This is a genomic window from Arthrobacter sp. SIMBA_036 (genome assembly GCF_046535135.1).
Lineage (GTDB): Bacteria > Actinomycetota > Actinomycetes > Actinomycetales > Micrococcaceae > Arthrobacter.
This window is the reverse complement of sequence record NZ_JAWRXG010000002.1, coordinates 236,212-263,166: the sequence shown is the minus strand read 5'-3', so window position 1 is coordinate 263,166 and position 26,955 is coordinate 236,212. Positions and strand designations below refer to the sequence as shown.

General features: G+C 63.7%; 22 protein-coding genes. 8 read left to right on the top strand and 14 right to left on the bottom strand.

The features are described 5' to 3' along the window. Positions 1 to 63: 63 nt before the first annotated feature. Positions 64 to 1,395, top strand: coding sequence for a DUF6350 family protein (locus SB659_RS03925; RefSeq protein WP_410549552.1), 1,332 nt, complete (start codon positions 64 to 66; stop codon positions 1,393 to 1,395). Here SB659_RS03925 and SB659_RS03920 read toward each other — a convergent pair. Continuing rightward, complete coding sequence (locus tag SB659_RS03920) at positions 1,392 to 1,841, bottom strand: hypothetical protein (RefSeq protein ID WP_410549551.1); 450 nt, start codon at positions 1,839 to 1,841, stop codon at positions 1,392 to 1,394. The genes SB659_RS03925 and SB659_RS03920 overlap by 4 nt on opposite strands. Before the next feature lie 11 nt (positions 1,842 to 1,852). On the opposite strand from SB659_RS03920, the gene purN reads away from it, so the two are divergent. After that, complete coding sequence (gene purN / locus SB659_RS03915) at positions 1,853 to 2,437, top strand: phosphoribosylglycinamide formyltransferase (RefSeq protein ID WP_410549550.1); 585 nt, start codon at positions 1,853 to 1,855, stop codon at positions 2,435 to 2,437. A 120-nt stretch (positions 2,438 to 2,557) separates the two neighbouring features. Then, a complete protein-coding gene (locus SB659_RS03910) occupies positions 2,558 to 3,493 on the top strand; it encodes a hypothetical protein (RefSeq protein WP_284974291.1) in 936 nt (311 codons plus the stop codon). Between the two features lie 83 nt (positions 3,494 to 3,576). Here SB659_RS03910 and SB659_RS03905 read toward each other — a convergent pair whose 3' ends face one another. From SB659_RS03905 to SB659_RS03895, 3 genes are read right to left on the bottom strand one after another with little or no spacing between them, the layout of a single operon-like run. Continuing rightward, positions 3,577 to 4,929, bottom strand: a complete 1,353-nt coding sequence (locus SB659_RS03905) for an MFS transporter (RefSeq protein ID WP_410549549.1) — start codon at positions 4,927 to 4,929, stop codon at positions 3,577 to 3,579. 41 nt (positions 4,930 to 4,970) lie between these two features. Continuing rightward, on the bottom strand, positions 4,971 to 5,921 hold the full coding sequence (murQ, locus tag SB659_RS03900) for an N-acetylmuramic acid 6-phosphate etherase (protein WP_410549548.1): 951 nt from the start codon (positions 5,919 to 5,921) through the stop codon (positions 4,971 to 4,973). Beyond that, positions 5,896 to 6,843: an N-acetylglucosamine kinase gene (locus SB659_RS03895; protein WP_410549547.1), complete on the bottom strand. Its 948-nt coding sequence runs from the start codon at positions 6,841 to 6,843 to the stop codon at positions 5,896 to 5,898. The genes murQ and SB659_RS03895 overlap by 26 nt, the downstream gene beginning before the upstream one ends. A 234-nt stretch (positions 6,844 to 7,077) precedes the next feature. On the opposite strand from SB659_RS03895, the gene SB659_RS03890 reads away from it, so the two are divergent. From SB659_RS03890 to SB659_RS03880, 3 genes are all read left to right on the top strand, one after another. Further along, the gene (locus tag SB659_RS03890; protein ID WP_410549546.1) at positions 7,078 to 8,007 is read left to right on the top strand and encodes an endonuclease domain-containing protein; all 930 of its coding nucleotides are present in this window, start codon (positions 7,078 to 7,080) and stop codon (positions 8,005 to 8,007) included. 298 nt (positions 8,008 to 8,305) lie between these two features. Then, positions 8,306 to 9,976 (top strand): bifunctional phosphoribosylaminoimidazolecarboxamide formyltransferase/IMP cyclohydrolase, encoded by a 1,671-nt coding sequence (gene purH, locus SB659_RS03885; protein WP_410549545.1) that lies wholly within the window; start codon positions 8,306 to 8,308, stop codon positions 9,974 to 9,976. 170 nt (positions 9,977 to 10,146) lie between these two features. Further along, positions 10,147 to 12,366, top strand: coding sequence for an NADP-dependent isocitrate dehydrogenase (locus tag SB659_RS03880; RefSeq protein WP_410549544.1), 2,220 nt, complete (start codon positions 10,147 to 10,149; stop codon positions 12,364 to 12,366). A 77-nt stretch (positions 12,367 to 12,443) separates the two neighbouring features. Here SB659_RS03880 and SB659_RS03875 read toward each other — a convergent pair whose 3' ends face one another. Beyond that, positions 12,444 to 13,553: an FAD-dependent oxidoreductase gene (locus tag SB659_RS03875; RefSeq protein ID WP_410549543.1), complete on the bottom strand. Its 1,110-nt coding sequence runs from the start codon at positions 13,551 to 13,553 to the stop codon at positions 12,444 to 12,446. 110 nt (positions 13,554 to 13,663) lie between these two features. On the opposite strand from SB659_RS03875, the gene SB659_RS03870 reads away from it, so the two are divergent. Continuing rightward, the gene (locus SB659_RS03870) at positions 13,664 to 14,104 is read left to right on the top strand and encodes a DoxX family protein (protein ID WP_410549542.1); all 441 of its coding nucleotides are present in this window, start codon (positions 13,664 to 13,666) and stop codon (positions 14,102 to 14,104) included. A 30-nt stretch (positions 14,105 to 14,134) separates the two neighbouring features. Here the strand turns inward: SB659_RS03870 and SB659_RS03865 are convergent, their stop codons facing one another. The 7 genes from SB659_RS03865 to SB659_RS03835 form a co-directional block, all read right to left on the bottom strand. After that, positions 14,135 to 15,205 (bottom strand): Gfo/Idh/MocA family protein, encoded by a 1,071-nt coding sequence (locus SB659_RS03865; RefSeq protein ID WP_410549541.1) that lies wholly within the window; start codon positions 15,203 to 15,205, stop codon positions 14,135 to 14,137. A gap of 73 nt (positions 15,206 to 15,278) precedes the next feature. Further along, positions 15,279 to 15,971, bottom strand: a complete 693-nt coding sequence (locus SB659_RS03860; protein ID WP_410549540.1) for an ABC transporter ATP-binding protein — start codon at positions 15,969 to 15,971, stop codon at positions 15,279 to 15,281. Between the two features lie 2 nt (positions 15,972 to 15,973). Beyond that, complete coding sequence (locus SB659_RS03855; protein ID WP_410549539.1) at positions 15,974 to 17,404, bottom strand: ABC transporter permease; 1,431 nt, start codon at positions 17,402 to 17,404, stop codon at positions 15,974 to 15,976. Positions 17,405 to 17,639: 235 nt separating this feature from the next. Continuing rightward, positions 17,640 to 18,740 carry a substrate-binding domain-containing protein gene (locus SB659_RS03850; protein ID WP_410549538.1) on the bottom strand — a complete coding sequence of 367 codons (1,101 nt, stop codon included), beginning with the start codon at positions 18,738 to 18,740 and terminating at the stop codon, positions 17,640 to 17,642. A gap of 53 nt (positions 18,741 to 18,793) precedes the next feature. Continuing rightward, positions 18,794 to 20,065: a multiple monosaccharide ABC transporter permease gene (gene mmsB, locus SB659_RS03845; RefSeq protein WP_284977625.1), complete on the bottom strand. Its 1,272-nt coding sequence runs from the start codon at positions 20,063 to 20,065 to the stop codon at positions 18,794 to 18,796. 43 nt (positions 20,066 to 20,108) lie between these two features. Further along, positions 20,109 to 21,665, bottom strand: a complete 1,557-nt coding sequence (gene mmsA, locus SB659_RS03840; RefSeq protein ID WP_410549537.1) for a multiple monosaccharide ABC transporter ATP-binding protein — start codon at positions 21,663 to 21,665, stop codon at positions 20,109 to 20,111. A 129-nt stretch (positions 21,666 to 21,794) separates the two neighbouring features. After that, positions 21,795 to 22,985 carry an ROK family transcriptional regulator gene (locus SB659_RS03835; RefSeq protein ID WP_284974316.1) on the bottom strand — a complete coding sequence of 397 codons (1,191 nt, stop codon included), beginning with the start codon at positions 22,983 to 22,985 and terminating at the stop codon, positions 21,795 to 21,797. Between the two features lie 318 nt (positions 22,986 to 23,303). Here SB659_RS03835 and SB659_RS03830 point away from each other — a divergent pair, with 318 nt between their 5' ends. Next, positions 23,304 to 24,110 carry a carbon-nitrogen hydrolase family protein gene (locus SB659_RS03830; protein ID WP_284977627.1) on the top strand — a complete coding sequence of 269 codons (807 nt, stop codon included), beginning with the start codon at positions 23,304 to 23,306 and terminating at the stop codon, positions 24,108 to 24,110. Here the strand turns inward: SB659_RS03830 and SB659_RS03825 are convergent. Both SB659_RS03825 and alr read right to left on the bottom strand, forming a co-directional pair. Next, entirely contained in the window at positions 24,107 to 25,708 is a 1,602-nt protein-coding gene (locus SB659_RS03825) for a PucR family transcriptional regulator (protein WP_410549536.1), read from the bottom strand. The genes SB659_RS03830 and SB659_RS03825 overlap by 4 nt on opposite strands. Beyond that, positions 25,698 to 26,945, bottom strand: coding sequence for an alanine racemase (gene alr / locus SB659_RS03820; RefSeq protein WP_410549535.1), 1,248 nt, complete (start codon positions 26,943 to 26,945; stop codon positions 25,698 to 25,700). The genes SB659_RS03825 and alr overlap by 11 nt, the downstream gene beginning before the upstream one ends. Positions 26,946 to 26,955: the final 10 nt, after the last annotated feature.

Genomic DNA, 26,955 nt, shown 5'->3' with positions numbered 1-26,955 from the left:
TTTCGGGTCAGCCCAGGGGCGCCTGCCGGGGGAGGGCTGCGCTCCGTGGCACGATAGATCACGATGAAACTGCGCGCTGATCAGACCGGAAACCGTGGCCTCCCGATGCCCCTTTGGCTACAGGGTGGTTTGGAAGCGGTGCAAGCAGCATTCATCTCAGCCATTGTGGTGGTGCTTCCACTGCTGGGCGTCTGGGCAACCGACGGTTTCCAGAACCGCAACGTGGATTTCCTGGCCCGCCTGGCCGGCCAAGCGTGGCTCCTGATCCACGGCGTTTCCTTGAACCTGGCACAGGTCAACCCAGGCACCGTGGCCCAACACGGATCAGGAATTCTGTCCCTGATCCCGCTGGGCCTGACACTGATTCCATTTCTGCTGGCATGGCGGACGGGCCGTCGCCTGGCCCGCGCGTCCTACACGGACCAGCTGTGGCAGGCATTCCTGGGAGCCCTCCTGGTGTATGGCGCGTTCGGGATAGCCACCGGCTTCGTCTGCCGGACACCCGAAGTTGTGATCAACCTCTGGTTCGCCATGACCATCCCACTGATTCCCTTCGGCTTGGGGATAGTGGTTGGAGCGCGACGTGAAGCGGGCTCGTGGAGCCGCCTCATCGGGGTCGACGCCGTCACGTGGCTCGCGCGCACCAGCCAACACTCTCGCTGGGCCGGATCCTACGTGGGGTCGGCCATCAAAGCAGGTTTCGTTGCCGCCGTCGCCTCTGTCTGCCTGGCCGCTGTGTTGTTGGCCGTGACCATCGTGATGCACTGGACGGATATCATCGCCGTCTACGAAGGGCTCAAAGCCGGTGCCATGGGCGGTGCGGTGCTGACCATCGCGCAGCTGGGCTTCCTGCCGAACCTGGTCTTTTTCGCCCTTGCCTGGTCCTCCGGTGCGGGGTTTTCCTTGGGCGTCGGTTCGCACGTGGGTCCGCTTGGCACCGCCGTCGGGCCCCTCCCGGCCGTCCCCATCTTCGGTGCGCTTCCCGCCGGACAGCTCGACGCCGGACCGATGGCGCTTGCGCTTCCGGTGGTCGCTGGCATCCTTGCGGGTTGGTGGTTCCTGCGCGCAGGCGAGAACCACTTTGACGAATGGCTGTCCATCAAAATCAAGGCCCGTTGGTTCACGGCAGCCGTGTCCACGCTGTTCCTCGGGGCGTTGGTGGGCGCGATCGCCGGTGCCCTCTGCGGCGTTGTGGTGTGGATTTCACGCGGTTCGGCCGGCATTGGGCGGCTCACGGAAATCGGCCCCGACCCGATCAGGACGGCACTCTGGCTGGCCACGGAAGTGGGTATCGGCGTCGTGATCGGTTATGCGGTGGGGCCGTGGCTGGAACGTCGGCAGAAGCTGCGCGAAGCGGACCTGGACCACGCAGTTTACGACGACGAACACGCCTAGCGCAGGGCAGCCGGCATCGATTTTTCCAACTGGGTGAGGCACTGCGTCTTGGCGGATTCCGTCAATGCGGCCCGTGAACAAGCCTGGTAGGTGCTGACCTGCGTGAAGAACAGGGTGGTGGTGAGGATCAGGAGGCACATGACGGCGGTGACGATGAGCCCGGAAATGGTGCCGAACAACACCAGCCGCGGGTGCCTGAACTTCACAGTCCGCACCAGGACAACCACTCCAAGCACCAAACCGATCACCGTCAGCAAAGCGCTCAGCCACACGTAGTTCACGTTCAGGGAGAACACGAAGAAGGATCCCAAAGCGGCCAGCAAGAAGGCGCGGAACAACATCTGGGTCACGCCAAAAGCGGCTTTCTCGGCCTCACTGTACGGTTGTTTGCTCCGCTTGGGGCCGGCGTCGGAATTCATGTTTTCCAGCCTACGCGAGCCGGCCATAAGCTAGTGCAATGCGAATTGTTGTCCTCGTCTCCGGTACCGGCTCCAACCTCCAGGCTGTCATCGACGCCGTGAAGTCGGGTGAACTGGATGTCGAGATTGCCGCCGTGGGAGCGGATCGCCCCGATACCTACGGGGTAGAGCGCTCCGAAGAGGCCGGGATCGAAACGTTCGTGGTCAACTTCAACTCCTTCCAGACCCGCGCTGAGTGGGATGCAGCGCTGCGGGACAAGGTCCTCTCCTACCAGCCCGACGTCGTGGTCTCCTCAGGGTTCATGCGCATTGTCAGCGCGGACTTCATCGACGCCTTCGGCGGCAAATACGTCAACACGCACCCGGCCCTGCTCCCGTCGTTCCCCGGCGCCCACGGGGTTCGTGACGCCATGGCGTACGGCGTCAAGGTCACTGGGTGTACCGTTCACTGGGCCGACGCCGGAGTGGACACCGGGCCGATCATCGCCCAGGAAGCCGTGGCTGTTCTTCCCTCTGATACCGAGGAGAGCCTGCACGAGCGCATCAAGATAGTGGAGCGGCGCCTCTTGGTCCAGACCCTGGCGTCCCTGGCCGCCTCCCAATCCACCCCGGCTCCCAACTAGGGGACAGATAACGTCGCCCTGAGCCCTCAGAGGGCCCGGAGCTGTCCCCTAGTTGGGCGTTGCGCGCCCGGGCCTGTGGATAACAGAACGCACGGCCGTTGATTTTGCCAGCATGGGCCCATGAAGATCGCACGGCCGCTGCCCGCAAACCTGGCTATGAAGCCCTTCATTGTCCAGGAAGCGCTCGACGCCGGCGTCACAGCTGGGCGCCTACGCTACAGAGATCTGGCCTCGCCAAGCCGTCAGATCCGCATGCCTAGAATAGTGGACGACCTGACGGTTGCCGATCGTGCCCGGCCTCTGACCCTGGTTACTCCGTTCTCAGCTGCGTCACATGCAACGGCATTCCTGCTCTGGGAGTTTCCCGGATTCCTGCCTGGGAGTCACGAGACGAGTATCCACATTTCGCGGCCCGACACCATGGGGAGACCTCGCCGCAAAGGCGTCACTGCGCACAAGGGGCAGTTCTTCGCGGACGAAATCACTACGCTGAACGGACTCTTCGTAACCAGTAGGGCCCGGACATGGCTGGACTGCTCCCGGAAGATGGACATCGACGAGATCACTGTCGTGGCCGATCATTTGCTCCGTGTTCCGAGGCTGGAATTCGAAAACCGATCCGAGCCATACTGCACCATGGATGACCTTGAAGAGATGCTGGACCGGCACTGGGGGACACCAGGTATCCGCAAGGCCCGCCTCGCCTTGGAGCAGGCGGTGGTGGGCGCCGACTCTGCTCCCGAAACTCGACTGAGGCTGGCGCTTGGGCGGGCTGGGCTTCCCACCCCGGAGGTCAACGTGCGCACGGTGTTGAGTCCCGGCGTCGTACGTCAACCAGACCTTGGTTACCGCGAGTGGCGGGTCGGCGTCGAATATGAGGGCGAGGGCCACTCGGACCCCGCGCAGGTGGTCAGGGACATTGCCCGCGAGGAAGACTACAGCCGCGCGGGCTGGAACCTTGTGCGCATCTCAAAGCGCCATATGAGCACCGGCGCAATCACGGCGGTGGCCAAGGTGAGGCGTGCGCTGGAGCAACGCGGGTGGTCGCCCAACTAGGGGACAGATAACGCCGCTCTGAGCCCTGAGTGGAGCAGGAACTGTCCCCTAGTTGGGGGCCGCTAGTTGGGGGAGGGGCGGCGTCAGGCGAGGACGCGCTGCTTGGTCTCCGGCGCCATGAAAGCCATCCACAGCACGGAGAGCAACACCAGGCCACCGGCCATCGCGAAGGACTGGGCCAGACCGAACTCAGGCCAGAAGAATGATGCGAACACCAAGGGCCCAAAGCCCGCTCCGATGCGGGAGAAGCTGGAGGCCCATCCGAAGCCGGACCCCCGCAACTCAGTGGGGTAGAGCTCGGACACGTACGCGTAGAGCACCGGAATCGCCACCTGCACCACAAAGCCGAACACCAGCAGCCAGAACACCGCGGCGGCCGGTACGTCCACCACGAATGCCACGATCACGAGCGTCAGCGCGGACAGCGGGCCGGTCACGGCGAGGATCCACTTGCGGCCTACGCGCTCCACCAGCAGCGCCGCAGCCACCACGCCCAGAAGCCCGACGGCGGCCATTCCCGCCGTCGTGAGGAACGCCTTGTACTCCTCGAAGCCGGCTCCAATGAGAATCCGGGGCATCCAGGTCAGGGACACGTAATAAACCAGCAGCACGGAGAAGAACAAAGCCCAGGCCGCTGTCGTAATCTTCCAGTCGAACTGCCAGATGAGCCGCAGCTGCTTCCAAATGCTTCCAGCGGACAGCCGTGGCGCGGCCTGGGCCGCGGGCAACCGGTAAGCCCGCGGTTCCATGCCGGTGGCGGCCACCAAATCGTCGATGACGGCCGCCGCTTCAGCACGCCGTCCTTTCCGGATCAGGAACATCGGGGATTCAGGCACGCTCCGGCGGATCCAGAAGACGAGCAGTGCCGGCACCACCATGACCAGCATCGTCAACCGCCAGTCTGCAAACGCAGCGACGAACCACGCTGACAGGAAGCCGCACAAGGCAGCGCCCACGGGCCACCAGCCGTCCATGGCGGTGAGGACTTTGCCCCTTTGCTTGCGGGGCGTGAACTCACCCACCAAGGCGTAATCCACGGGAATGCATCCGCCCAAACCGAAACCGGCCACAAAGCGGAAGATGCAAAACCAGACGACGTCGGGCGAGAAGGCGCCCAGGACGGTGAAGATGCTGAAGATCAGGAGGGTGGCGCTGAACGCCTTCTTGCGCCCAATGGTGTCAGCGATAGTGCCCCACGCAAACGCGCCCACCGCCATGCCGATCAGGTTGGCCGTGCCGATCCACGCAGCGTCGGCCGGTTGCAGGGACCAGTGCTTGGACAGCAACGGAATCAGGATGCCGTTGAGCGTCACATCCCAAGCATCGAACATGAACCCCAAGCCGCCGATCACGAAGATCCTGCCTTGGACCTTCCACCGCCACGGCAATTCCTGCACCACTTGTTCGCCGCTCGGCACGGCTGTGTATGTATTCATTGGGCCTCCTGCATGCAACTTTATGCGGTCCGCAGCATGCCCTACTTCCGGTTTTCGATCGCCCTTCGCAGGAAACCACCGGCGTCGTCGAGCGCGGCCTTTGCTGCGGAGGGGTCGATGCCGGTGAGCAGCACCAAAATCGCCGCCTTCACCGAGCCCCCGACGGAGTCCAGAGCCGCGGCAGCTTCTTGCGCTGAGACTCCCGTGGCGTGCTGCACGGTCCGCTGGGAGCGGGCCAGCAACTTCTCATTCGTGGCGCGCAAATCCACCATGAGGTTCCCGTACGTCTTGCCCAGCTTCACCATGGTCAACGTGCTGATCATGTTCAGGACCAGTTTCTGCGCGGTGCCCGAGTTCAGCCTGGTGGATCCCGCAATGAACTCCGGGCCCACCTCAACGTCGATGGCAACATCGGCCAGGTGCCCGACGGCCGAGCCCTTGTTGCACGCCAACGACGCCGTGAACGCGCCCCGTTTACGGGCCTCCTCCAGCGCACCGATCACGTACGGCGTCCTTCCGGAGGCAGTGATACCCACGACGGCGTCCGCTTCAGTGACGTTGATATCGTGCAGGTCCCGAGCCCCGGCGGTTGCGTTGTCCTCCGCGTACTCCACGGGTTTTTGGATCGCTTGGGCCCCGCCCGCGATGAGCCCAACGACGAGACCCGGCGGAGTGCCGAAGGTGGGCGGGCATTCGCTCGCGTCCAGCACTCCCAGACGGCCGGCCGTTCCCGCACCCATGTAGATCAGGCGTCCGCCGCGCCCCAGCCGCTCCGCAACGGCGTCGACCGTTTCAACGATCGCGGGAGCAGCAGCCGCAACGGCGGCGTGCACTCCTGCACTGTGGGAAAGCATGGTCGCGACCAGCTTTTCCGTGCCAAAGGTGTCCAGGCCGTCCAGCCCCTCGGCGGTGGCTTCGGTCTGCAGACCGGCCAGGACGGTGCGGAGATCCGCGAGTTTGTCCGCGTCAGTTGGTTCCGGTCGCTCCGTCACGGTGGATATACCTTTCGTGGATGAGCCCGCGGCGCACCGCTGCGAGGGCAGCACCGTCCAAGCCATCGCCCAGCGGGGTCACCACCTCAATCCCAGCCGAAGAGAGCGAGTTCAGCAAGAGCCCGGCAAAGAACTCCGAGCCCGCCACACCGCCCAGCAGGGCCACGCGTCCCGGGCTTTCTTGGTTGCCGCACGCTCTTTGAACCGTGCGGGTCAGGATCCTGCACGCCTCGCCGATGATGTCACGCGAGACGCCGTCACCCGCCTCCGCTGCGTGCAGCACCTGGGGTGCGAATCGGGCCATCGCGCGGTAAGGGTTCTCGTGTGCAGCAAGCCAACCCGGGAGCATGTCCGGCGACTCGACCAAAGCGCCGGCCGCAGCCGTGAGGGAGGTGGCGGGACCGCCGTCGTGCGCTTCCAAAACTGCTTGGAGACCTTGCTGACCAATCCACCGGCCGCTGCCGCGATCGCCAAGGTAGGGGCCCCAGCCGTCGGCCCGGTGGAGGAGGCCGGCCTCGTCGAAGCGGAAGGCCACAGCGCCTGTGCCGATGATCAAAACGGTCCCGGTCCCGCCGTCGAATGCACCCAACTGGGCGGCGGTGGCGTCGGAGAGCACGGCAGCTGGAACGCGGAAATGGTGGGCTAGAAGGGCAGCCAATTCGCGGGAATTTTCAGTGGAAGCTTCGACGCCGGCCACCCCGGCGCCTATCGTCGCGAGGCTGTTGAGGGGGAGTGCGGGCGCCAGCAAAGCCACTGTCTTGAGCAGGAGGTCGAACGCGAGGGTGGGCCCTTGGTCTACGTGCACGCCGGGGAAGCCGTGCTGGTCCGCTGCCGCGAGCAGATCGTTGCCCCTGCGCAGCTCGACGCGGCACCGACTCTTTCCTATGTCGGCAACGAGGACTACGGAGGTGGACGCTTCCATGGACCAACCCTACTTGGGGGGCCACCCCCCTCGTTGTGGGGCACCCCCCCTTCGTTGTGAGGCCCGCCCCCTTCGTTGTGGGGCCCGCTCCGCAGGGTTCGATGGTCGTTTTCCATGCATAGCAGGCCCCACAACGCGGCCCCAAGCAGTGTGTGGAGGAGAAGTCACAAGCACGGACAAGACCATTTTGTGGATAACCAAACACGGCCCGTCGATACCGGCGAGCATGGTCCAATGCCGAAACCAACTCCTCTGCCGTCGGGCCTGGACCCCAATGGCTTCCTTGTAGCTGATGCCTACGCCGCCGGTGTGCCGCGCGGGCGACTGCAGTCAAAGGAATTCGTTACTCCCAGTCGAGGAATTCGGCTTGCCCGAAGTGATGATCGCAATCTTGAGCTTCTCGGCAGGCTGCACACGGCGATCACTCCGCGCTGTGCCGCGAGCCACGTGACAGCGGCACTTCTCTGGTCGATGCCGCTTCCCAAATATCTGGAAGAAGAAGGCACCAATGGGCTGATCCATGTGACTCGGAGACAGGAGATCGGCCGGGTCAAACGTCGGGGAGTGATTGGTCACAGGGCACCGCTGTTAGCCAGGGATGTTCGTCTGGTCAATGGCGTTCATCTCACGTCCCCCGAGTGGACTTGGGTGGATCTGGCCCGGCATATGGGGCGGGGGTCTCTGGTTGCGGCCGGTGACTCCCTACTTGCCCGTGAGAGCCCGCTGTCCTCGATCGCGGCCATTCAAGAGGTCATCGATCGGCGTCCAAAGGTCAAAGGTATTCGAATGGCTCGGGAGATACTGCCGCTGTTGCGTGAAGGTGTGGACTCACCCCAAGAGTCGCGATTGCGGGTGAAAATCGTCGACGCCGGACTGCCGGAGCCGGCAGTGACCCTGCCAATCTTCGACGATCTAGGCAGGTACATGTCCACACCCGACCTTCAATACAAGGAGTACAAAATCGCACTCGAATACGAGGGCGACCACCACAGATCCGACCCCGTCCAGTGGGGCAAAGACATAGAGCGGGACGACCGGTTACGCGCCAACGGATGGATCGTGCTGCGGTTCTCCCTTGTCCAGATGAAAGGTGGCTGGGGTAGCGCTGAAAAGAAGATTCGCGATGCGCTGGTATCGCGCGGATGGCGAGGGCCGGCGTCGTAAGGGGTGGGCTTGTGAGGCCGGGTGTGCAGGGATGGGGGGTGGGTGTGGGTGCAGAGTGGGCCCCGCAACGGGCGGGGTGGGTGTGGGTGCAGAGTGGGCCCCGCAACGGGCGGGTGGGGTTGTGGGGCCTGGTGTGCAGGGATGGGGGGGTGGGTGTGGGTGCAGAGTGGGCCCCGCAACGGGCGGGGTGGGTTTGTGGGCCAACGACGCGACTCAAAACCGGTGCGCCAACGAAACACGATAAACTCTCCGTATCCCACCACCCGCGACATTTACGCGACCTAAGACGGAGACTTTTGTGAGCTTGACGCAGCTTGACCGTGTTCCCATCCGCCGTGCACTGATCTCGGTTTACGACAAGACGGGACTGGAGGAGCTCGCGAAGGGCCTGCACGCAGCCGGCGTCGCCATCGTTTCCACCGGCTCCACCGCCAAGAAGATCGCCGCCGCAGGCGTCCCAGTCAAGGAAGTCGAAGAAGTCACCGGCTCCCCGGAAATGCTCGACGGCCGGGTGAAGACCTTGCACCCCCGCGTTCACGGCGGGATCCTGGCGGATCGCCGCGTCCCTGCCCATATGGAAACGCTCGCCAGCATGGACATTGAAACCTTCGACCTCGTGGTGGTGAACCTCTACCCGTTCGTCGAGACCGTGAAGTCCGGCGCGGCGCAGGACGACGTCGTTGAGCAGATCGACATCGGAGGCCCCGCCATGGTGCGGTCGGCCGCGAAGAACCATGCCGCCGTCGCTATTGTCACGGACCCCAACTTCTACGGCGCCGTTGTTGCCGCAGCCCAGGAAGGCGGCTTCGACCTCAACACCCGTCGTCGCCTGGCTGCCAAGGCCTTCGCGCACACCGCCAGCTACGACAACGCTGTTGCTTCATGGACCGCCAGCCAGTTCCTGGACGAGGACGGCGACGGCGTCATCGATTGGCCTGCCTATGCAGGACTGGCTCTGGAGCGCTCCGAGGTTCTCCGCTACGGCGAAAACCCGCACCAGCAGGCCGCCCTCTACGTGGACCACGCGGCTCCAGCAGGCATCGCCCAGGCTGACCAGCTGCACGGCAAGGCCATGAGCTACAACAACTTCGTCGACGCCGATGCCGCCCTCCGCGCTGCCTTCGACTTCGCCGAGCCCGCCGTCGCGATCATCAAGCACGCTAACCCGTGCGGTGTCGCCGTCGGATCCGCCGACGCGGCAGACCCGATCGCCGACGCCCACGCCAAGGCCCACGCTTGCGACCCCGTCTCCGCTTTTGGTGGCGTCATCGCTGCCAACCGCACGGTCACCGCTGGCATGGCGCGCACGGTTGCGGGCATCTTCACCGAGGTGGTCATCGCCCCGGACTTCGAGCCCGAGGCTGTGGAGATCCTGTCCAAGAAGAAGAACATCCGCCTGCTCGCGCTCCCCGAAGGCTACGGCCGCTATCCCTCGGAGATGCGCCAGGTTTCCGGCGGCGTCCTGGTCCAGATGAGCGACAAGGTGGACGCCGACGGCGACAACCCCGCCAACTGGACCCTCGCCGCAGGCGAAGCCGCCGACGAGGGAACACTCGCGGATCTGGCTTTCGCCTGGACCGCGTGCCGCGCGGCGAAGTCCAACGCCATCCTGATCGCTGACAACGGTGCCGCCGTCGGGATCGGCATGGGCCAGGTCAACCGCCTGGACTCCTGCCGCCTCGCCGTCGAGCGCGCCAACACGCTGGGCGTGTCGGTGGAGTCCGACGTCGAAGGTGCTGGCGGCGCCTCCAACGCCGACGCGACCAACGCCCCGGAGCGGGCGCGCGGTGCCGTTGCAGCCTCGGACGCGTTCTTCCCGTTCGCCGATGGGCTGCAGATCCTGATCGACGCCGGTGTCCGTGCCGTTGTTCAGCCGGGCGGTTCGGTCCGTGACGATGAAGTGATCGCCGCAGCCAACGCTGCCGGCATCACGATGTACTTCACCGGCGCGCGCCACTTCTTCCACTAGCAAGGAACGCCCGACGGCGGCTGGCCCCTAGGGGGTGCGGCCGCCGTCGGGCGTTAACCGCCGGTGAGGGTAACGAACACGTGATCCCCACCACTAAGAGGCGTCAAAACGGCCTGCTCGGGTAAGTTAGAGATGTTGAAATCTGCAGACTTTCAGGGAGAACCCCGCCAATGGCCAAGATTATCTATACCCACACAGACGAAGCGCCGATGCTGGCTACTTATTCATTCCTGCCGATCGTGGAGGCGTATGCCTCGACTGCGGGTGTGGAGGTGGAGACCCGCGACATTTCGCTGGCCGGCCGCATCATTGCCGTTTTCGGTGACTTCCTGACTGAAGAGCAGCGCACGGGCAACGCCTTGGCTGAACTTGGCGAGCTGGCAAAGCAGCCCGAAGCCAACATCATCAAGTTGCCCAACATCAGCGCCTCGGTGCCGCAGCTCAAAGCTGCCATCGCCGAACTCCAGTCCCAGGGCTACGCCCTCCCGGACTACCCGGACAACCCCTCCTCGGACACCGAGACGGACATCCGGTCACGCTATGACAAGATCAAGGGTTCCGCCGTGAACCCGGTGCTGCGTGAAGGCAACTCGGACCGTCGCGCACCTCTGTCGGTGAAGAACTACGCCCGCCAGAACCCGCACTCCATGGGTGCCTGGAGCCCCGATTCAAAGACCAACGTTGCCACCATGGGTGAGAACGACTTCCGTTCCAACGAGAAGTCCGTGGTCCTGAAGGCTGACGATTCCCTCACCATCCAGCTGGTCCGGGAAGACGGCACCACCAAGGTCCTCAAGAAGGGCTTCCCGGTCCTGGCCGGTGAAGTGGTTGACGCTACGGTCCTGCGCGCCGACGCCCTGGACGCGTTCCTCAAGGCACAGGTTGCCCGTGCCAAGGAGGAGGGCATCCTTTTCTCCGCACACTTGAAGGCCACCATGATGAAGGTCTCGGACCCCATCATCTTCGGCCACGTGGTCAAGGCATACTTCTCGGAGCTTTTCGACACCTACGGCAAGCAGTTGGCTGCCGCGGGGATCAGCCCCAACAATGGCCTCGCCGCGATCCTCAGCGGTCTTGGCGACCTCCCCGAGGACGTCCGCGACGGCGTCAAGGCAGCTATCGCCAAGGGCCTCGAAGACGGTCCTGCGCTGGCCATGGTGGACTCGGACAAGGGCATCACCAGCCTCCACGTTCCTTCTGACATCATCGTGGACGCCTCCATGCCGGCCATGATCCGGTCCTCCGGCCACATGTGGGGCCCGGACGGCAAGGAAGCGGACACCCTGGCCGTCATCCCGGACAGCTCCTACGCCGGCGTGTACCAGGTGGTTCTCGACGACTGCCGGGCCAACGGCGCTTTCGATCCCACCACCATGGGCACCGTCCCCAACGTGGGCCTCATGGCGCAGGCAGCCGAGGAGTACGGCAGCCACGACAAGACCTTCGAGATCGAAGCAGCCGGCACCGTTCAGCTGGTGGACAGCAAGGGCACCGTGCTGATCGAACACCAGGTCTCCCCGGGTGATATCTGGCGTGCATGCCAGACCAAGGACATCCCTGTCCGCGACTGGGTCAAACTGGCAGTCACCCGCGCCCGCGCCTCGCAGACCCCGGCCGTGTTCTGGCTGGACAAGGGCCGCGCCCACGATGCCAACCTCATCGCCAAGGTCAACGAGTACCTCAAGGACCACGACACCGAGGGCCTGGACATTAAGATCCTCTCCCCGGTGGAAGCTACGGCGTTCACCCTGGAGCGCATCCGCAAGGGCGAGGACACCATCTCCGTCACCGGCAACGTCCTGCGCGATTACCTCACGGACCTGTTCCCGATCCTTGAACTTGGCACCAGTGCCAAGATGCTGTCCATCGTTCCGTTGATCAACGGTGGTGGCCTGTTCGAAACGGGTGCCGGCGGATCTGCTCCCAAGCATGTCCAGCAGCTGGTCAAGGAAAACCACCTCCGCTGGGACAGCTTGGGCGAATTCCTTGCCCTGGCCGTCAGCTTCGAGCACCTCGCCACCACCACGGGTAACGCACGCGCCCAGGTCCTCGCGGACACGCTGGACCGCGCAACGGGCACGTTCCTCCTGGAGAACAAGTCCCCGCGCCGCAGCGTGGGTGAGCTGGACAACCGCGGAAGCCACTTCTACCTGGCAACGTACTGGGCCCAGGAACTGGCCAAGCAGACCGACGACGCCGAGCTGGCTGAGGCTTTCGCCTCGATCGCTGACTCTTTGACCTCCAACGAGGAAACGATCGTCGGGGAGCTTGCCGCAGTACAGGGCCCCGGCGTCGACCTTGGCGGTTACTACCGTCCGGACGCCGCTAAGGCTGCGGAGATCATGCGCCCGTCGGCTACGTTCAACAAGGTCCTCGCGACCCTGAATTAGGCACGAGCAAAACCGGCCCGCAGGCATCGCCTGCGGGCCGGTTTTCTTTTAAGCCGGTTTTCTTTTAAGCCGGTGAATCAGCGGTCCGCGGCGAACCGCGCTGGCGCCGTGCCGCCGTCGACGATGTCCTTCAGGATCCGGCCAATCGCCGGCGTGAACTTGAAACCGTGCCCCGAGAAGCCGGCACCCACTACCATTGGACCAAACCGGTCAAGCACAAAATCCTCATTGGGGGTGGTGGTGTAGGTGCAGCTGATGGGAACCACCGAGGAAGGGTCGACGCCGGGAAGCCACTCCTCGGCGTACCGCACCAGGGCTTCGAGCTGCTGGGGGATAGGTTCGAAAGTGCGCTCGTCCGGGTCCATGACTGGGCCGACGCCGTGCCAGCCCGCCTTGACGCCTTCGCCGGGCGTGAGCATGCCGTAGACAGGGCTGAACCAGTACTCGTAGAGCTCGTTGTTCGGGTCCGGGTCCGGGTTGTGGTTGAAGCTGGGCCACACCAGCGTGTTATCCACGGGCGTGAAGTGGGCCGGTTGTTCCTGGGTGACCACCAATGCAGGCAAATCCGCGAGCTTGCCGATCAGTTTCGGGGTCCATGCGCCTGCTGTGACTACAACCCGGGCGGCTGTATATTCTGTCTCGTCCGTTACCACCACCACCGATTCCCCGCCGGTGACTTGGATGTCCCGGACCGGCGTCGAGTACTTGAACGTGGCGCCGTGAGCCTCGGCGGACTTGCGCAGCGCCACGAGCGCGTCGGCGGAACGCACGCGGCCCGATCCCGGGACGAACAGGACGTCGGTGCTGAAGTTCATGCCCTGCCAGCGGTCCGCCGCCTCGGCCGCGGGCAGGAAGTAGCTCTCGATGCCGCGTTCCTGGTGGGCTGCCCGAACCAGCTCCAGCCGGGGGACGTTGCCATGGTTCACCAGGCCCACGAGGTCCAGCAACGGTGCCCCGTGCTCAGCGGCGAGCTCGTCCCACAAGGTTTTGGACTCGGCCAGCAGGTCCAGATAGTCAGCCTCGGCGTAGGCGGTGTTGAAGTTGCGTGTAGCGCCGTGGGAAGCACCGATGTGGTGGCCGGCCTCGAATTGTTCCAAGAGGACCACGGACTTACCGGCCTTGGACAACTGCCACGCTGCCGCCGATCCCATGGCCCCGCCACCAACAACTACAACGTCCACCTGCATACCCGCTCCATCCGTCGATCGCCTTCTCCCATTCTGCCCTCACTCAGCAACTAGGACGTTGGGTGCGGCGGTGTTTGGTGTGCCGCGCCGCGCATGGAAGATTGGAATGCGTGAAATTCCTGCACCCGTCTCCCGTGTCCTCAGCCCGCGGCATCGCCATCATGCGGGTGGTTTTTGGCGCCCTCATGCTCGTCCACGGCATCCAGAAATACCTCGCCGGGCACGCTGCCTTCGCTGCTTCTGTGGCCGCCATGGGCGTGCAGAAGCCCGACGTCGTTGCCTGGTTCGTGATCGCCGGGGAAATAGGGCTCGGGCTGCTTTTGGTCCTGGGGGCGCTGACCAGGGTGGCGGGTTTCCTGGCGGCGTTGATGTTCGCGGGCATCTGGTTCGTCACAGAGGGCGGGAAGCCACTGATCACCGACCAGCCGGGCGTCACGGCCGAGCTGCTGATCGTCTACTTTGCGTTGTCCGTGGCATTCGTGTTCCTGGGATCGGGCGCGTTGTCCTTGGACCGCAAACTTTCCAAGGCCCCGGGCCGCAAAGCGCGTTAACCCGGGTGAGCTAACATACGACGCCGGCGCTCATCGCGCGTCGTTGGGGTAGCGGATCCCCAGCTGGGACCGCACTCCGTCAAAGAGCCGCATGACGTTGACCGAGTCTTCCCACGGCATGACAGGGCTTTCCATGAGTCCCTGCTGCACGCAACGCGTGACTTCCCGGAGTTCGTAGGTGTAGCCGGTACCCACGGCGTCGAATTGTTCCCGGCGCGGCTCATCCCACCCGACACGGATCACCAGCTCGCTGGGATTGTTCACCGATCCCACAGCCTGCAGGAACCCGAGCCCGCCGGCCACCGTAGCTGTCCGCGGACCATGGGCCATCAACGACGACGTCAGCTGCGCCTGGGCGCCGCTGGCATACCCCAACGTCAAGGCATTCTGTACATCCACGCCGTCCTCGTTCAGGGACCCGATCGCGGTCACCGACTGCGGGAACCCCAACGTTCCCAGCGCCCACAGCAAGGGGTAGACGGTGATATCCAGCAGTGCGCCGCCGCCGTCGTTCAGCGCCCAAATACGGGCCGAAGGATCATACGGGGCAGGGAATCCGAGGTCCGCGCTGACCCATTGGATCTCTCCGAGTTCGCCGGAAGCCGCTATGGAAAATGCCCGTTGCATGCTGGGCAGGAACCGGCTCCACATGGCCTCCATGAAGAACACGTTCTGCTCCCGGGCCAGCGCGACCAGTTGCGCGGCTTCGCGGGCGTTGATGGTCACTGCCTTCTCGCACAGGACGTGTTTCCCGGCGCGCAGCGCAGCTGATGCGACCTCGAAGTGCTGGGCGTGGGGAGTCGCCACGTAGACCACGTCGACGGCGGGATCCTCCACCATGCGCTGGTAGCCGGGGACACCGCCGTCGTCGCCGAATGCCTTCGAGAACCTGTGATCAGCGGCGAAGGCATCCGCGGCAGCTTGCTTCCGGGAACTCACAGCGTAGAGTTCGGCGTCCTCAAGCAATGCCAAGTCCTTGGACACGGACGTGGCGATGTTGCCGGTGGACACGACTCCCCACCGCAGGCGCCGGCCGGTGGCTGCCCGAGGATCCTGATTGACCTGCGTGGAAAGCCATGGCTGGGCGATAGGGAGCGTCATGCCTGCCATCCTCTCACCCCCGCGGCTCACTTGCCCGGAACCATTCCAGGTTCCCGGCAAGTGGACCCAACAATCACCGAAGTGAGCCCTTCCTGGCCTCTTCGGTGAGCCGTCCCTGCTGAAGACGGAAGCAGCGTTCGGTCTTTTGCGCGAGGCTGCGGTCGTGCGTGACCACTAGGATGGTGGTGTTGTGGTCCCGGCTCAGCGAGCTCAAGAGCTCGATGATATGCTCGCCGGTCTGCTCGTCCAGGTTGCCCGTGGGCTCGTCAGCGAGGATCAGCTTGGGCTCGTTCGCAAGCGCCCTGGCAATTGCCACCCGCTGCTGTTCACCGCCGGACAGGCGGTTGACCTTGCGCGTCTGCTTCTCCGGATCCAACTGCACCTGCTCCAACAACTCCTTGGCCCGCTGCAGTCGCTTTGCTTTGCGCACGCCCGCGAACTCCATGGGCAGCATGACGTTGTCCAAGGCGCGGAGGTTGGGGATCAGGTTGAACTGCTGGAATACGAAACCGATATCCCGACGGCGGTACTCGGTCAGCTTGCTGTCCGGCAGCCCGGCCAGGCTCACGCCGTCGACGACGACGTCACCACTGGTTGGCTTGTCCAGCGCACCCAGGAGAGACAACAGTGTGCTCTTGCCGCTGCCGCTCTTGCCGACGATGGACGCCAGCGTTCCCCGCTCGAGCTCGAAACTGACGCCGTTGACGGGTTTGATGGTCCGGTCACCGGACTTGAACTGACGGACCAGGTCCTTGACTTCAATCACGGCTATTCTCCTCGGAGTACTTCGATGGGGCGGACACGGGCGGTGAGCAACGCCGGAATCAACGCGCCGATAATTGCTGCAGCGAACACCGCTGCGATGCCGATGGCTATAACTCCCGGCGACGCTGTGGCCGTGACGGAGGTCAGCAGTTGAGACGCACCACCAAACGGGCCGCCTTGACCGCCGCCACCGAACCCACCGCCGCCAAACCCGCCGCCACGCTGGGTGGGGCCGGCCGTCGTCGTGGTGGTATTCGAACTGATCAAAGCTGAGGCGATCCCGCCGCTGGCGAAGGAAGCGATCGCTGCACCGACAACGCTTCCCAGCGCGACGAGCACGAGGGCCTCGAGGACGAACTGCAGTCCAATGGTGCGGTTGCGTGCACCGATGGCTTTCAGGACGCCGATCTCACGCCGGCGTTCACGCACCAGCATCACCATGATGAGCAGGATAATGATCCCGGCGGTGGCCAAGGCTGCGATGAAGGCGACCATGGAAATGTTCTTGACGCTGCCCAGTGAGCTGACGGCGGTGGCAAGGTTGCGCTGTCCTTGGGTTACGTCGGCTTTGCTCGCACCGAGTGCGTTTTGGACGGCCGTCTTGGTGCTGTCCACGTTGTCCATGCTGTTCACTGTGACGATCATCGAGGACAGTTCGTCAGGTGTGGCTGCCAGCGCTTGGGCTTCGGGGAGGGTCACGTAGACGGCGTTGTTGCCGAAGGTCGTCCCCGCATCGAAGATACCGGTGACTGTAAAGGTCTTGTCCTCAATGGTGAAGGTTGAGCCGACCTTGAGGTTGTTCTTCTCCGCCAGCGTGGTCCCTACCAATGCCTTCGCCGAGGCAGCTGTGTAGTCACCCAGCCCGGTGCCGCTGGTGATGGCGAGGGCTTTACCAGCGCTATCCACCTCTGCGCCGATTCCCGTAGCAGTGATGGGGAGGCTCCGGGCAGGCTGTGTGCCGGTGGCGCCTGTGCCGTTGCCGGTGGTGCCTGTGCCGTTGTTGCGGTTGCCCAGCGTTCCGGCGTCGATCGCTGCCGTCAGGTTGGTGGTAACGTTCGTTTGCTGTCCGCCCGGAGCGGCGCCGCCCGGTCCGGCGGCCTGCGTGGCGTCAGTAGTCGAACCGGCGGTTGCGGTCCGTAACCGCAAGGCCTTGGTGCCCACCACGGAGGTGACGTTTGTGACGGCCGCGGCGGTCTTCGCTTCCGCGGTGGTCAGTGGTTCTCCGCCGCCTTCAAAGCCTTGGCCGCCGGCCGGATTCACTGTCAGCGTGGTGCCTACCGAAGCGTTGAGCTCCTGCACCTTGGCGCCCACGGCCTGGTTGGCCACGAGCATGGCCAGTGCCAAGCCGATGGCCACCGCCAACACTGCAACCACCGCAGCCGTTCTGATTTTATTGCGGAAGGCATTGCCTACGCTCCTGGCAAGGACGCTCACGTTTCTCCTTTGGACCTGCTGGTGGCCCGCTGGAACGGGGCCGCATGTCCAACATTGCCGAGCGCCGCTGTGTGGTGAACCAGCCCAAGCTATGTGTGGGCTGTGAAAGGGGTGCAAATGGGGAGAGGACCTCCCCTTTTAGAGCAGTGCAAAACCCTCAACGCAAAAGCCCCAACCCGCCGTGTGGCGGATCGGGGCTTCCGTGCTGCTTTTATGCGGTGTTGCTTATGGTCAATTACTTCGTGATCGGGCCGAGTACCGGATCGTCCACGTAGGCCGTCTTGACGTTGTCCTTGGTGACGATCTGAGGAGGCAGGAGGAACGCAGGAACAGTCTTTACACCGTTCTTGTAAGAGTCCTTGTCGTTGATCTCCAGCTGCTTGCCTGCCTGCAGGTCCTTCACCATGGTGATGGCGTGCTCAACGAGCTTGCGGGTGTCCTTGTTGATGGTGGAGTACTGCTCGCCGGCCATGATGGACTTGACGGACTCAACTTCGGAGTCCTGGCCCGTGACAACCGGGACCGGCTTGCCTGCAGCCTTGACCGAGGTCAGGATGGCGCGGGCCAGGGTGTCATTGGGGGACAGTACGCCGTCCAGCGAAGCGCTGGTGTAGGAACCCGCGATCAGGGTATCCATGCGCTTCTGGGCATTTTCTGCCTTCCAGCCCTGGGTAACGGCCTGTTCGAACGAGGTCTGGCCGGAAACTACCTTGAGGGTACCGTCGTCGATCTTCGGCTTCAGGATGCTCATGGCGCCGTCGAAGAAGACCTTCGCGTTGGCGTCATCGGGAGACCCTGCGAAGAGCTCGATGTTGTAGGGACCGGAAGCCTTCTTCTTCTTCAACCCATCCAACAATGCCTGGCCCTGGAGCACGCCGACCTTGAAGTTGTCGTAGGCCACGTAGTAGTCCACGTTGGCGGTGTTCAGGAGCAAGCGGTCGTAAGCGATGACGGTGGCACCGGCATCCTTGGCCTGCTTGAGCTGCGTACCCAGCTGGGCGCCGTCGATGGCTCCCACAATAATGACCTTGGCACCCTTGGTGACCATGGCGCTGATTTGGTTCTGCTGCTCGGAAACGCCTCCGTTGGCGAACTGGACGTCGGCCTTGAAGCCGGCTCCGGTGAGCCCGTCGTTGAACAGCTTCTCCGCGAGGACCCAGTTTTCACTGGTCTTCTGTGGAAGCGCGACGCCGATCAGCGAGTCCTTGGGGAACGCATCCGCGCCTGCGCTGTTGCTGCTGCTGGACCCACTGTCCGTGCGGCCGCAGGCTGTCAGCGCCAGTGCCGCGATGGCAGCGACTGCTGCTGCCTTTCCTGCTTTACCAAACATTCGCATATCTTGGTTCACTTTCTGTATGGGTGGGTGGAGCGAGTCGTTGGGAGCCGGTTCTAGGCCTCCCGGGAAATGACCTCTTTGGTTTGGGTGGTTTCGTCCGGCTTGAGTTCGTTGTTGTTGCGCTGGAAATTCTTCAACAACATGCCCGTGATGGACCTCTTGCCCTGGGACTTGTTGTAAACATCGAAGGCAACTGCTGCCAGGAGCACCAAGCCCTTGATGATCTGGGTCAGGTCAGCGCCCACGCCCAGCAGCTGGAGGCCATTGTTCAGGACGGCCATGACGAGGCCACCGACAATGGAGCCGATAACGGTACCCACGCCACCGGTGACGGCTGCGCCACCGATGAAGACAGCTGCAATGGCGTCCAGTTCCCAGCCGACGCCGTCGAACGGTCCGGAAGCGGTGGAGCGGCCAACAAAGATCATCCCGGCCAGTCCTGCCAGGATGGACATGTTCATCATGACCATGAAGTTGACCTTCTTGGACTGCACACCGGACAGCTCGGCCGCGTGGCGGTTGCCACCGACGGCGTACACGTGGCGGCCGAGGACTGTCTTGTCTGCGATGAAGCCGTAGATGAGGACCAATACCGCCAGGATGAGACCGGGGACGGGGAACGACGTGCCAGGGCGACCCGTGGCGAACAGGTAGGTTGCGTAAAGGATCGCAGCGCAGATCAGGACCAGCTTGGTGGTATCGACCCACATTTCAGGTACATCGGCGCCCAGTGCCTTGTTGGCTGCACGCCTCCGGAGGGACATGATGACCACGAAGGCCGCAGCCAGCACTCCAAGTAGTAGCGTGGCGTTGTTGTAGCCGGTGTTCGGACCAATTTCGGGCAGGTACCCCGAACCAATGAACTGGAAGTCCTCCGGCACCGGAATGGTGTTGGACTTGCCCACGAACTGGTTGAAACCGCGGAACAGGAGCATGCCTGCCAGGGTCACGATGAAGGCTGGGATACCCACATAGGCTGTCCAGAAGCCTTGCCACGCGCCGATCAGGGCACCCAGCGCCAGGCCGAACAGCACGCCCATGTACCAAGGGATGCCCCAGTCGCGGATGGCAAGAGCTACGGAGACACCTACGAAGGCTGCCACGGAACCGACCGAAAGATCGATGTGGCCGGCGATGATCACCAGGACCATGCCGATGGCCAGGATCAGGATGTAGGCATTGCCGTTGAACAGGTTGATCACGTTGCCGGGCGTCAGGGTCCGGCCCTCGGTGAAGATCTGGAAGAAGACGATAAGTGCCACCAGGGCGAATATCATGCCGAACTGGCGGGAATTGCCACCAAATAGCTTCTTGAGCGCGTTCATTGTTTTGGTCCTTGTGTCAGGAAGGGGTGAGGCTGGGCCACGGTCAGGTGGTCTTTCGGGCGGAAGTCATGAGCTTCATGAGGCTTTCCTGGGTTGCTTCGTTTTTATCCAGGACACCGGTGATGGCGCCCTCGAAAATCGTGTAGATACGGTCGGACAGGCCCAGGAGCTCAGGAAGCTCCGAGGAGATGACGATCACTCCCTTGCCTTGGTTGGCCAGCCTCTGGATGATCCCGTAAATCTCGTACTTGGCACCCACATCGATGCCGCGGGTGGGCTCGTCCAGGATGAGGAGGTCAGGGTCGGTGAACATCCACTTGGCCAGGACAACCTTCTGCTGGTTCCCACCGGAGAGTTTGGCCACGCCTTCCTCCACCGATGGGGTCTTGGTCCGGAGGGACTTGCGGTATTCCTCTGCGACCGAAAATTCCTTGCGGGCATCAACCACCGAGTGCTTGCTGATCCCCCGAAGGTTGGCAGCAACGGTGGTGGTCTTGATGTCATCGAGAAGGTTCAAGCCCAGCGATTTGCGGTCCTCGGTGACGTAACCGAGTCCGGCGTCGATCGCTGCGCGTACGGAGCGGAGCTGAACCGGCTTGCCGTCCTTGTAGACCTGGCCCTTGATGAACCTGCCGTAGGAGTGTCCGAAAAGTGAGCGAGCGAGTTCGGTCCGGCCGGCGCCCATGAGACCTGCGAAACCGACGATCTCGCCGCGGCGGACGTAGAAGTTCGAACCCTTGCAGATAAGCCGGTCCTGGATCTGCGGGTGCCCGACGGTCCAGTCCTTCACCTCGAAGAACACCTCGCCGATCTTCGGCTCGTGATCCGGGAAACGGGACTCGAGCGTCCTGCCCACCATGCCCTTGATGATGCGGTCCTCGTCAACACCATCGCGCTTGACGTTCAACGTCTCGATGGACTTGCCATCGCGGATGATGGTGATCTCGTCCGCGATCTGTTCGATCTCGTTGAGCTTGTGGGAAATCATGATGGAGGTGATGCCCCGGCCCTTGAGTCCGCGGATCAAGTCCAGCAGGTGCTGGGAGTCGGATTCGTTCAGCGCCGCGGTGGGCTCATCCAGGATCAGGAGCTTCACGGATTTGTTCAGCGCCTTGGCGATTTCCACCAGCTGCTGCTTGCCGACACCGATTTCCTTGATGGGGGTGTCCGGATCATCGCGCAAGCCGACGCGCGCCAGCAGATCCAGCGAACGCTTGCGCGCCTCAGCCCAGTCAATGACGCCCCATTTGGTGGGTTCATTGCCCAGGAAAATGTTCTCCATAATGGAAAGTTCCGGAATCAGGGCCAGTTCCTGGTGGATGATCACGATGCCGGCTGCTTCACTGGCGCGGATGTCTTTGAATTGCTGGGTTTCTGCCTGGTACACGATGTCACCGGTGTAGCTCCCGTAGGGGTAGACACCGGACAGAACCTTCATGAGCGTGGACTTGCCGGCGCCGTTCTCACCGCAGATCGCGTGGATCTCGCCGGCCATGACCCGCAAGCTCACGTTCGACAAGGCCTTCACGCCCGGGAACTCCTTGGTGATCGACCGCATCTCCAACAGGATGGGATCACCTTGCGTGTTGAGGGTTGTCATCAGCCCTTACGCCTCCAATGCAGACTTCGTTGTCGGCCCCGCAAACGGCGGAGCTGTCTGATGAAAAAGTAAACTGGATCACCCGTCTTGTCGTCAAGACTTGAACGCATGATGTAGCTAACGATTTCGTTACCTACCGGTAATACCGGCATGTTGAAACACCAAAGCGGCTGCTCCAAGAGCTTCCGCACGAGCCCCCAAAGAGGACATGGCGAGGTGTGTTGTCTCGCCCACCACCGGCACCGCGTGGCGAATCAGGCCCCGCCGAATGGGCTCCAGGAGGAGGTCCCCGAGCCCTGCCAAAGGTCCCCCCACAACAATGACTTCAGGGTTGATGAGGTTGGTGACATTGCCCAAAGCGCGCCCCACGGCCAGGCCGGCGTCGTCCACCACGCGCTGGGTCGCGGAGTCTCCGGCGAGGCAGTTGCGGACGATGTCCTGCGGGGTCAACAGCCGGTCCTGGCCGCGTCCCAACAGTTCGATCATGGTGGTGGTGGACGCTATCGTTTCGAGGCAACCGCGGTTCCCGCAACGGCAGACCAAGCCATGCTCATGGATGGTTGCATGGCCGATTTCCCCGGTGATGCCAACGTTCCCGTAGTAGGGGAATCCGTTGAGTATCAAGCCTGCGCCGATGCCCGAACCGACCTTGAGGAACATGAGGTTGGAGACTCCGCTGTGCGGCCCCCAAGTCACCTCGGCCAGGGCACCCAGGTTGGCGTCGTTGTCAACAAAGACGGGGCAATCCAGTGCTTCCTCCAAGCGGTGGAGGATGTCGATGCCCACCCATTCAGGGAGGATGGCCCCCTGCGCCACGGTGCCGGTCCGGCGGTCGATGGGGCCTGGTATTCCGGCGCCCGCACCCACCACCGCGCTGCGGGAAATGCCGTTGTTCTCCAGCAAGGTATCCAGCAGCTGAACCGCCGTCGCAATGCCTTCCTCGGCTTGGTGGCCCAGCGGTAGTTCGACGTAATCCTCGGCAATAACGTGGTAGCCCAATGAGGCCAGGACCACGCGTAAGTGACGGCGGCCGAAGTCGATTCCGACGGCGACTGCACCGTTGCTGTTGAGCCGTACATTCGTTGCGCGGCGCCCCGAACTCGTGGTCGGCTCCGTTGCTACCAGCCCGGCGTCTTGCATGATCTTCACGATGTTGGACACTGTGGCGGTGGAGAGCCCGGTCTGCCGGGAGAGTTCCGCCTGCGTGGAGGGCCCGCTGAGAAGGCATTCGATGATTCGTTGCTGATTCTGGTGGCGCAAGGCAGACTGCGAGCCGGGTTTTCTCGGCTGGCTCTTCGTTGAGCGCTGGGTAGCGGGCATGACAAGAGAGTGCCCCAAAAGCGTCGTTGTAGTCAAGAAGTGAACGCAAGGAGTCAAGGTTCCCCGACATACTCCAACGCATGATCTACCCAGTTCTGCCGTTGTGGGGCCCGCTATGCACCCTCAAAAGCACGAATGGCGTGTAGAGCGGGCCTGGCAACGAAGCGTCGGGGCCGAAAGCGTGCAATGCGTCCCGTCTGGTCCGCCGTCGGGTCCAAATGCCCGGGTGACGCCCGAAGCGACGCGCCTAGGCTGGAAGGGAACAAAGAACACACTTCGCGGAACACCCTGGGCCGGGAAGCGAACACCAAGGTGGTAATGATGCTGCTGTCCCTCCTGCAAGCAAACGCGTCAGTCCTCGACGTCGATGCCAACCTTCGCGTCATTGACGACGCCGCCAGCCGGGCTGCGCGGGCAGGGGCGGGGTTGCTCCTGACCCCCGAGCTGTTCCCTGTGGGCTACGCGCCCCTGCGCCTGCACGCCGAATTCGACCCCTCCACGCTCCCCGGGATCCGGGCCCGCCTCGCCGAGATAGCGTCCAAGCACAGCATCGGGCTCGTCTACAGCCTTCCCGCCGTCGGCAACGACCAAAATGCCTGGAATATCACCGCGACTTTGCTGGATGCCGCGGGTAAGGAAGTCCTCAACTACGCCAAGGTCCATCTCTTCGGTCCGGAGGAACACAAGGCGTTCGTCGGCGCCCAGGAACCCCCCGCCGTCGTGGACTTCATGGGAATCCAAACCTCGATGCTGATCTGCTACGACGTCGAATTCCCCGAAGCGGTGCGGGCCGCGGCCACGCGCGGCGCCGAGCTCCTGCTGGTGCCCACTGCGTTGTCGGCAGGATTCGACAATGTGCCCCAGGTGCTCATCCGCGCCCGTGCGCTGGAGAGCCAGCTCAACGTGGCGTACGCCAACCACAGCGGACACGAGGACGTGTACGACTTCCTGGGCGGAAGCGTCATTGCAGGACCGGACGGTTCGTTGCTGGCTGCCGCGGGGGAGTCTGCCGCGCTCTTGTTCGCCGAGATCGGCACAGCGGCGGTGAAAGCCGCCCGCGAGGAAGTCCCGTACCTGCGCGAACGCCGGCCGGGCCTGTACGCGCAGTGGGACCCGCAGGCCTAGGCAGCCACCAGCTCCTCAACGTACTGCAGCGCAAACCACAGCTCGGCGCGCACCTGTGCGGCGTTGAGGTCCATGTCCAGGAGTTCGCCCACGACGCCGACCTGCCGCCGCACACTGTTACGGTGCAGTCCCAGCAGTTTGGCCGAACCGTCCCAACTGCCGTTCTCGCTCAGCCAACCCCGGAGGACAACAAGGAGTGGATCCCTGCGCTCCGGTTCAAGGGAAAGAATGGGTGCAAGCAGCCGTTCGGCCAGCAGGGTCCCCGCTTCACGTCCCAGTAGGCCTGCGACAGACCAGGAGACCTCCTCCACACGCGCGCTTTTGCCGGTTGAAAGAACCCTGCTTCGGAGCGAGCTGACACGCTGATAGGCCGCGCTGAGTTCCGTCATCTCGGTCGGTTCGCCGATAACCAGGCGCCAGCCCAACTTCTCCACATCGGCCACGAGGGGCTCATCAACCCTGAGACGTGTGATCGCGGCGAAGCCGTACTCGGTAACCTCCACGAGTTTGGTATCAAACAGCCTTCGCCACTGAAGCACTTCGCGCACGGGCCCCTCGTCGGCGGCGTCGAGCCTGATGCCTTGCACCACCCGCATCTGAGCCGAGCGAGTTGATGACAAACTTTGGGCCAGCAGATCCTTCAAGCCGTTCAGTTGCTTGGTCCCGCCGGATACCAGGGACTCCGGGTGCAGTAGCGCCGCGGTGGCAAGTTGGCTCGGAGCCAACGAACCGCTGGTCCGTTGCCGCACCAGAAGTTCCAGCAGCCCCACGGCGGATTGCACCACGTTGTTCTGGGCCGGCGTCAGGGGAGCGTCGGATCCGAGGATCAGCGCGCCGAGGTTCGCGTCCTTGGTGCTGCGCAGCGGGTGCCCGAACACCAGCGCGGACCCGGGCTGGTCAAAGCCCTCCATTTCCACGCGAGGCCCACTCCCGGACAACAAGCGTTCCAGCATGGGCGCCAGCAACGAATGTTCGACGCCGGTGCTGCCGGCGCCGTTGCTGCCACGGGCGTTGCTGCCGCGGGCCCGCACCCGCCCGTCCGCCCCGACCAACAGTGCCCACACCGGGACCCGCTGCACCAACGCAGCCAACAATTCGTGCTCGGGCCTGGGGGAGAGGACTGCCCGCATGAGCTGCCTGTTGGTCTCGGCCAACTGCCGGAATACCCGGGCGTTATCCGACTCCAGGAGTTGCGAGAACTCCAACCCGATCGCAGCAAACGGCAGCGATTCGGGAACCTCGAACAGGGTCAGGTTGTGCCTGCGGCAAGCGCCCAGCAGTTCTTCGGGGACGGCGTCGAAATAGGGGCGGATACCGAACCCGAGCGCGGCCACCTTCGCTCCAACGAGCCGCTGGACGTACTCGTCCACCTTCCCCGCCGAGCCGCCCTCGCCAAGGAAGGGCAGCCCGGCGGTGAGCAGGAACTCGCCCTCCGGGAGGTAAGGCGTGGGATCCTCGAGCTCGCTCGGTTCGACCCACCGCAGCAGCTCGCCGCCGCTGCCGCCGTCGTGAAGCGTGACCAACCCGGGCGGCAACTTGGCGAGGAACTGGTCGAGCGTGACGAAGCTCAGGCGGGCGGTGGCGGGCTCAGGCGTCATGGACCTGCCCGGCAGCGGCCGGCTCCTGGTAGTCGGGGCACTGGTACGCGGTTTGTCCTTCTCGGTTCGCCGCGTAGACCCGTGGCAGCCGGGGTGCGATCCTGTTGATGATTTCGTCCCCGTGGCTGCCGATTGCCGCGCCCCAGTCGTCGGCGCTCGCCGCCCCTCCCTTCGGATCGCCGAACAACAAGGCGGTATCGCCGACGTCGATCCCCGAGGCGTCGGCTCCAAGGTCCACCATGAACTGATCCATGCATACCTTGCCGATCACTGGCACGCTGCGGCCGGAGATGGTGACCAAGGAACGGCCGCTGATACCTTTCGGAATGCCATCCGCGTAACCGAGGGGGATGAGGCCCAAGTAGCGCGGTTCGTAGGTGATGGCCTGGTGTTCATAGCTGACTCCGGTTCCAGCGGGCACTTTCTTGACCATCACCAGCGGCGCAGTGACGCTAAGCGCAGGGCGGAGTCCGAAGTCGGCAGGATCCAAGTGATCAGCCGGCGCGAGGCCATAGATGGCCAGCCCTGCGCGGACCATGTCGAAATGGAATTCCGGCCGCTCCAGGATGTTCGCCGAGCTGGAAACGTGCCTGAGCTCAGGGCTCAGTCCAGCCTCGCGGGCCTCACGGACAGCGTCTTCGAACTCCACGACGGCGGCGGAGTTACCGGGGTGGGCTGGAACGTCGGCCCAGGCCAAGTGGGTCCAGATTCCACGCACCTGCACCGTCCCGTCGAGCTCGGCCAGCCGCGCTCGGGTGATCAGTCCGGCCCAGTCTTCCTTGCGGGCGCCACCGCGGCTGAGGCCGCTGTCCAGCTCGAGATGCACGACGGCAGGGCGTCCCAGGCCGCGGGCGATGCCGGCCAAAACCTCGAGCTGGCGGACGCTGCCGAGGGAAACATCGATGCCGTATTCGAGAGCTTCCCGAATTGTGGCGCTTGTCTGGGATGCCAGATAGAGCCATGAGAGGATCGGCACTTCGATGCCGGCTTTCCGTAGCGCAATCGCCTCGCTCAGCTGCGCGGTGCCCAGCCAATCCGCGCCGGAATCGACGGCGGTCCTAGCTACTTCGATGAGCCCGTGCCCATAGGCGTTGCCCTTGACGACGGCCATGAAGTGGGGTGCCCCTGTGCGCCCCTTGAGGACCTTGATGTTGTCTGAAATTGCGGACAGATCCACTTTGACCTGACCCGAGAGGGCCGTAGCGGCATCCTCTTGATAATGTGCATTACGTCTCATGGATGATCAC

Coding starts and splice junctions, on each gene's coding strand:
- SB659_RS03925 (WP_410549552.1), top strand. CDS start 64: ATGAAACTGCGCGCTGATCAGACCGGAAACCGTGGCCTCCCGATGCCC.
- SB659_RS03920 (WP_410549551.1), bottom strand. CDS start 1,841: ATGGCCGGCTCGCGTAGGCTGGAAAACATGAATTCCGACGCCGGCCCC.
- purN (WP_410549550.1), top strand. CDS start 1,853: ATGCGAATTGTTGTCCTCGTCTCCGGTACCGGCTCCAACCTCCAGGCT.
- SB659_RS03910 (WP_284974291.1), top strand. CDS start 2,558: ATGAAGATCGCACGGCCGCTGCCCGCAAACCTGGCTATGAAGCCCTTC.
- SB659_RS03905 (WP_410549549.1), bottom strand. CDS start 4,929: ATGAATACATACACAGCCGTGCCGAGCGGCGAACAAGTGGTGCAGGAA.
- SB659_RS03895 (WP_410549547.1), bottom strand. CDS start 6,843: ATGGAAGCGTCCACCTCCGTAGTCCTCGTTGCCGACATAGGAAAGAGT.
- SB659_RS03890 (WP_410549546.1), top strand. CDS start 7,078: ATGCCGAAACCAACTCCTCTGCCGTCGGGCCTGGACCCCAATGGCTTC.
- SB659_RS03880 (WP_410549544.1), top strand. CDS start 10,147: ATGGCCAAGATTATCTATACCCACACAGACGAAGCGCCGATGCTGGCT.
- SB659_RS03875 (WP_410549543.1), bottom strand. CDS start 13,553: ATGCAGGTGGACGTTGTAGTTGTTGGTGGCGGGGCCATGGGATCGGCG.
- SB659_RS03865 (WP_410549541.1), bottom strand. CDS start 15,205: ATGACGCTCCCTATCGCCCAGCCATGGCTTTCCACGCAGGTCAATCAG.
- SB659_RS03850 (WP_410549538.1), bottom strand. CDS start 18,740: ATGCGAATGTTTGGTAAAGCAGGAAAGGCAGCAGCAGTCGCTGCCATC.
- mmsB (WP_284977625.1), bottom strand. CDS start 20,065: ATGAACGCGCTCAAGAAGCTATTTGGTGGCAATTCCCGCCAGTTCGGC.
- mmsA (WP_410549537.1), bottom strand. CDS start 21,665: ATGACAACCCTCAACACGCAAGGTGATCCCATCCTGTTGGAGATGCGG.
- SB659_RS03835 (WP_284974316.1), bottom strand. CDS start 22,985: ATGCCCGCTACCCAGCGCTCAACGAAGAGCCAGCCGAGAAAACCCGGC.
- SB659_RS03830 (WP_284977627.1), top strand. CDS start 23,304: ATGATGCTGCTGTCCCTCCTGCAAGCAAACGCGTCAGTCCTCGACGTC.
- SB659_RS03825 (WP_410549536.1), bottom strand. CDS start 25,708: ATGACGCCTGAGCCCGCCACCGCCCGCCTGAGCTTCGTCACGCTCGAC.
- alr (WP_410549535.1), bottom strand. CDS start 26,945: ATGAGACGTAATGCACATTATCAAGAGGATGCCGCTACGGCCCTCTCG.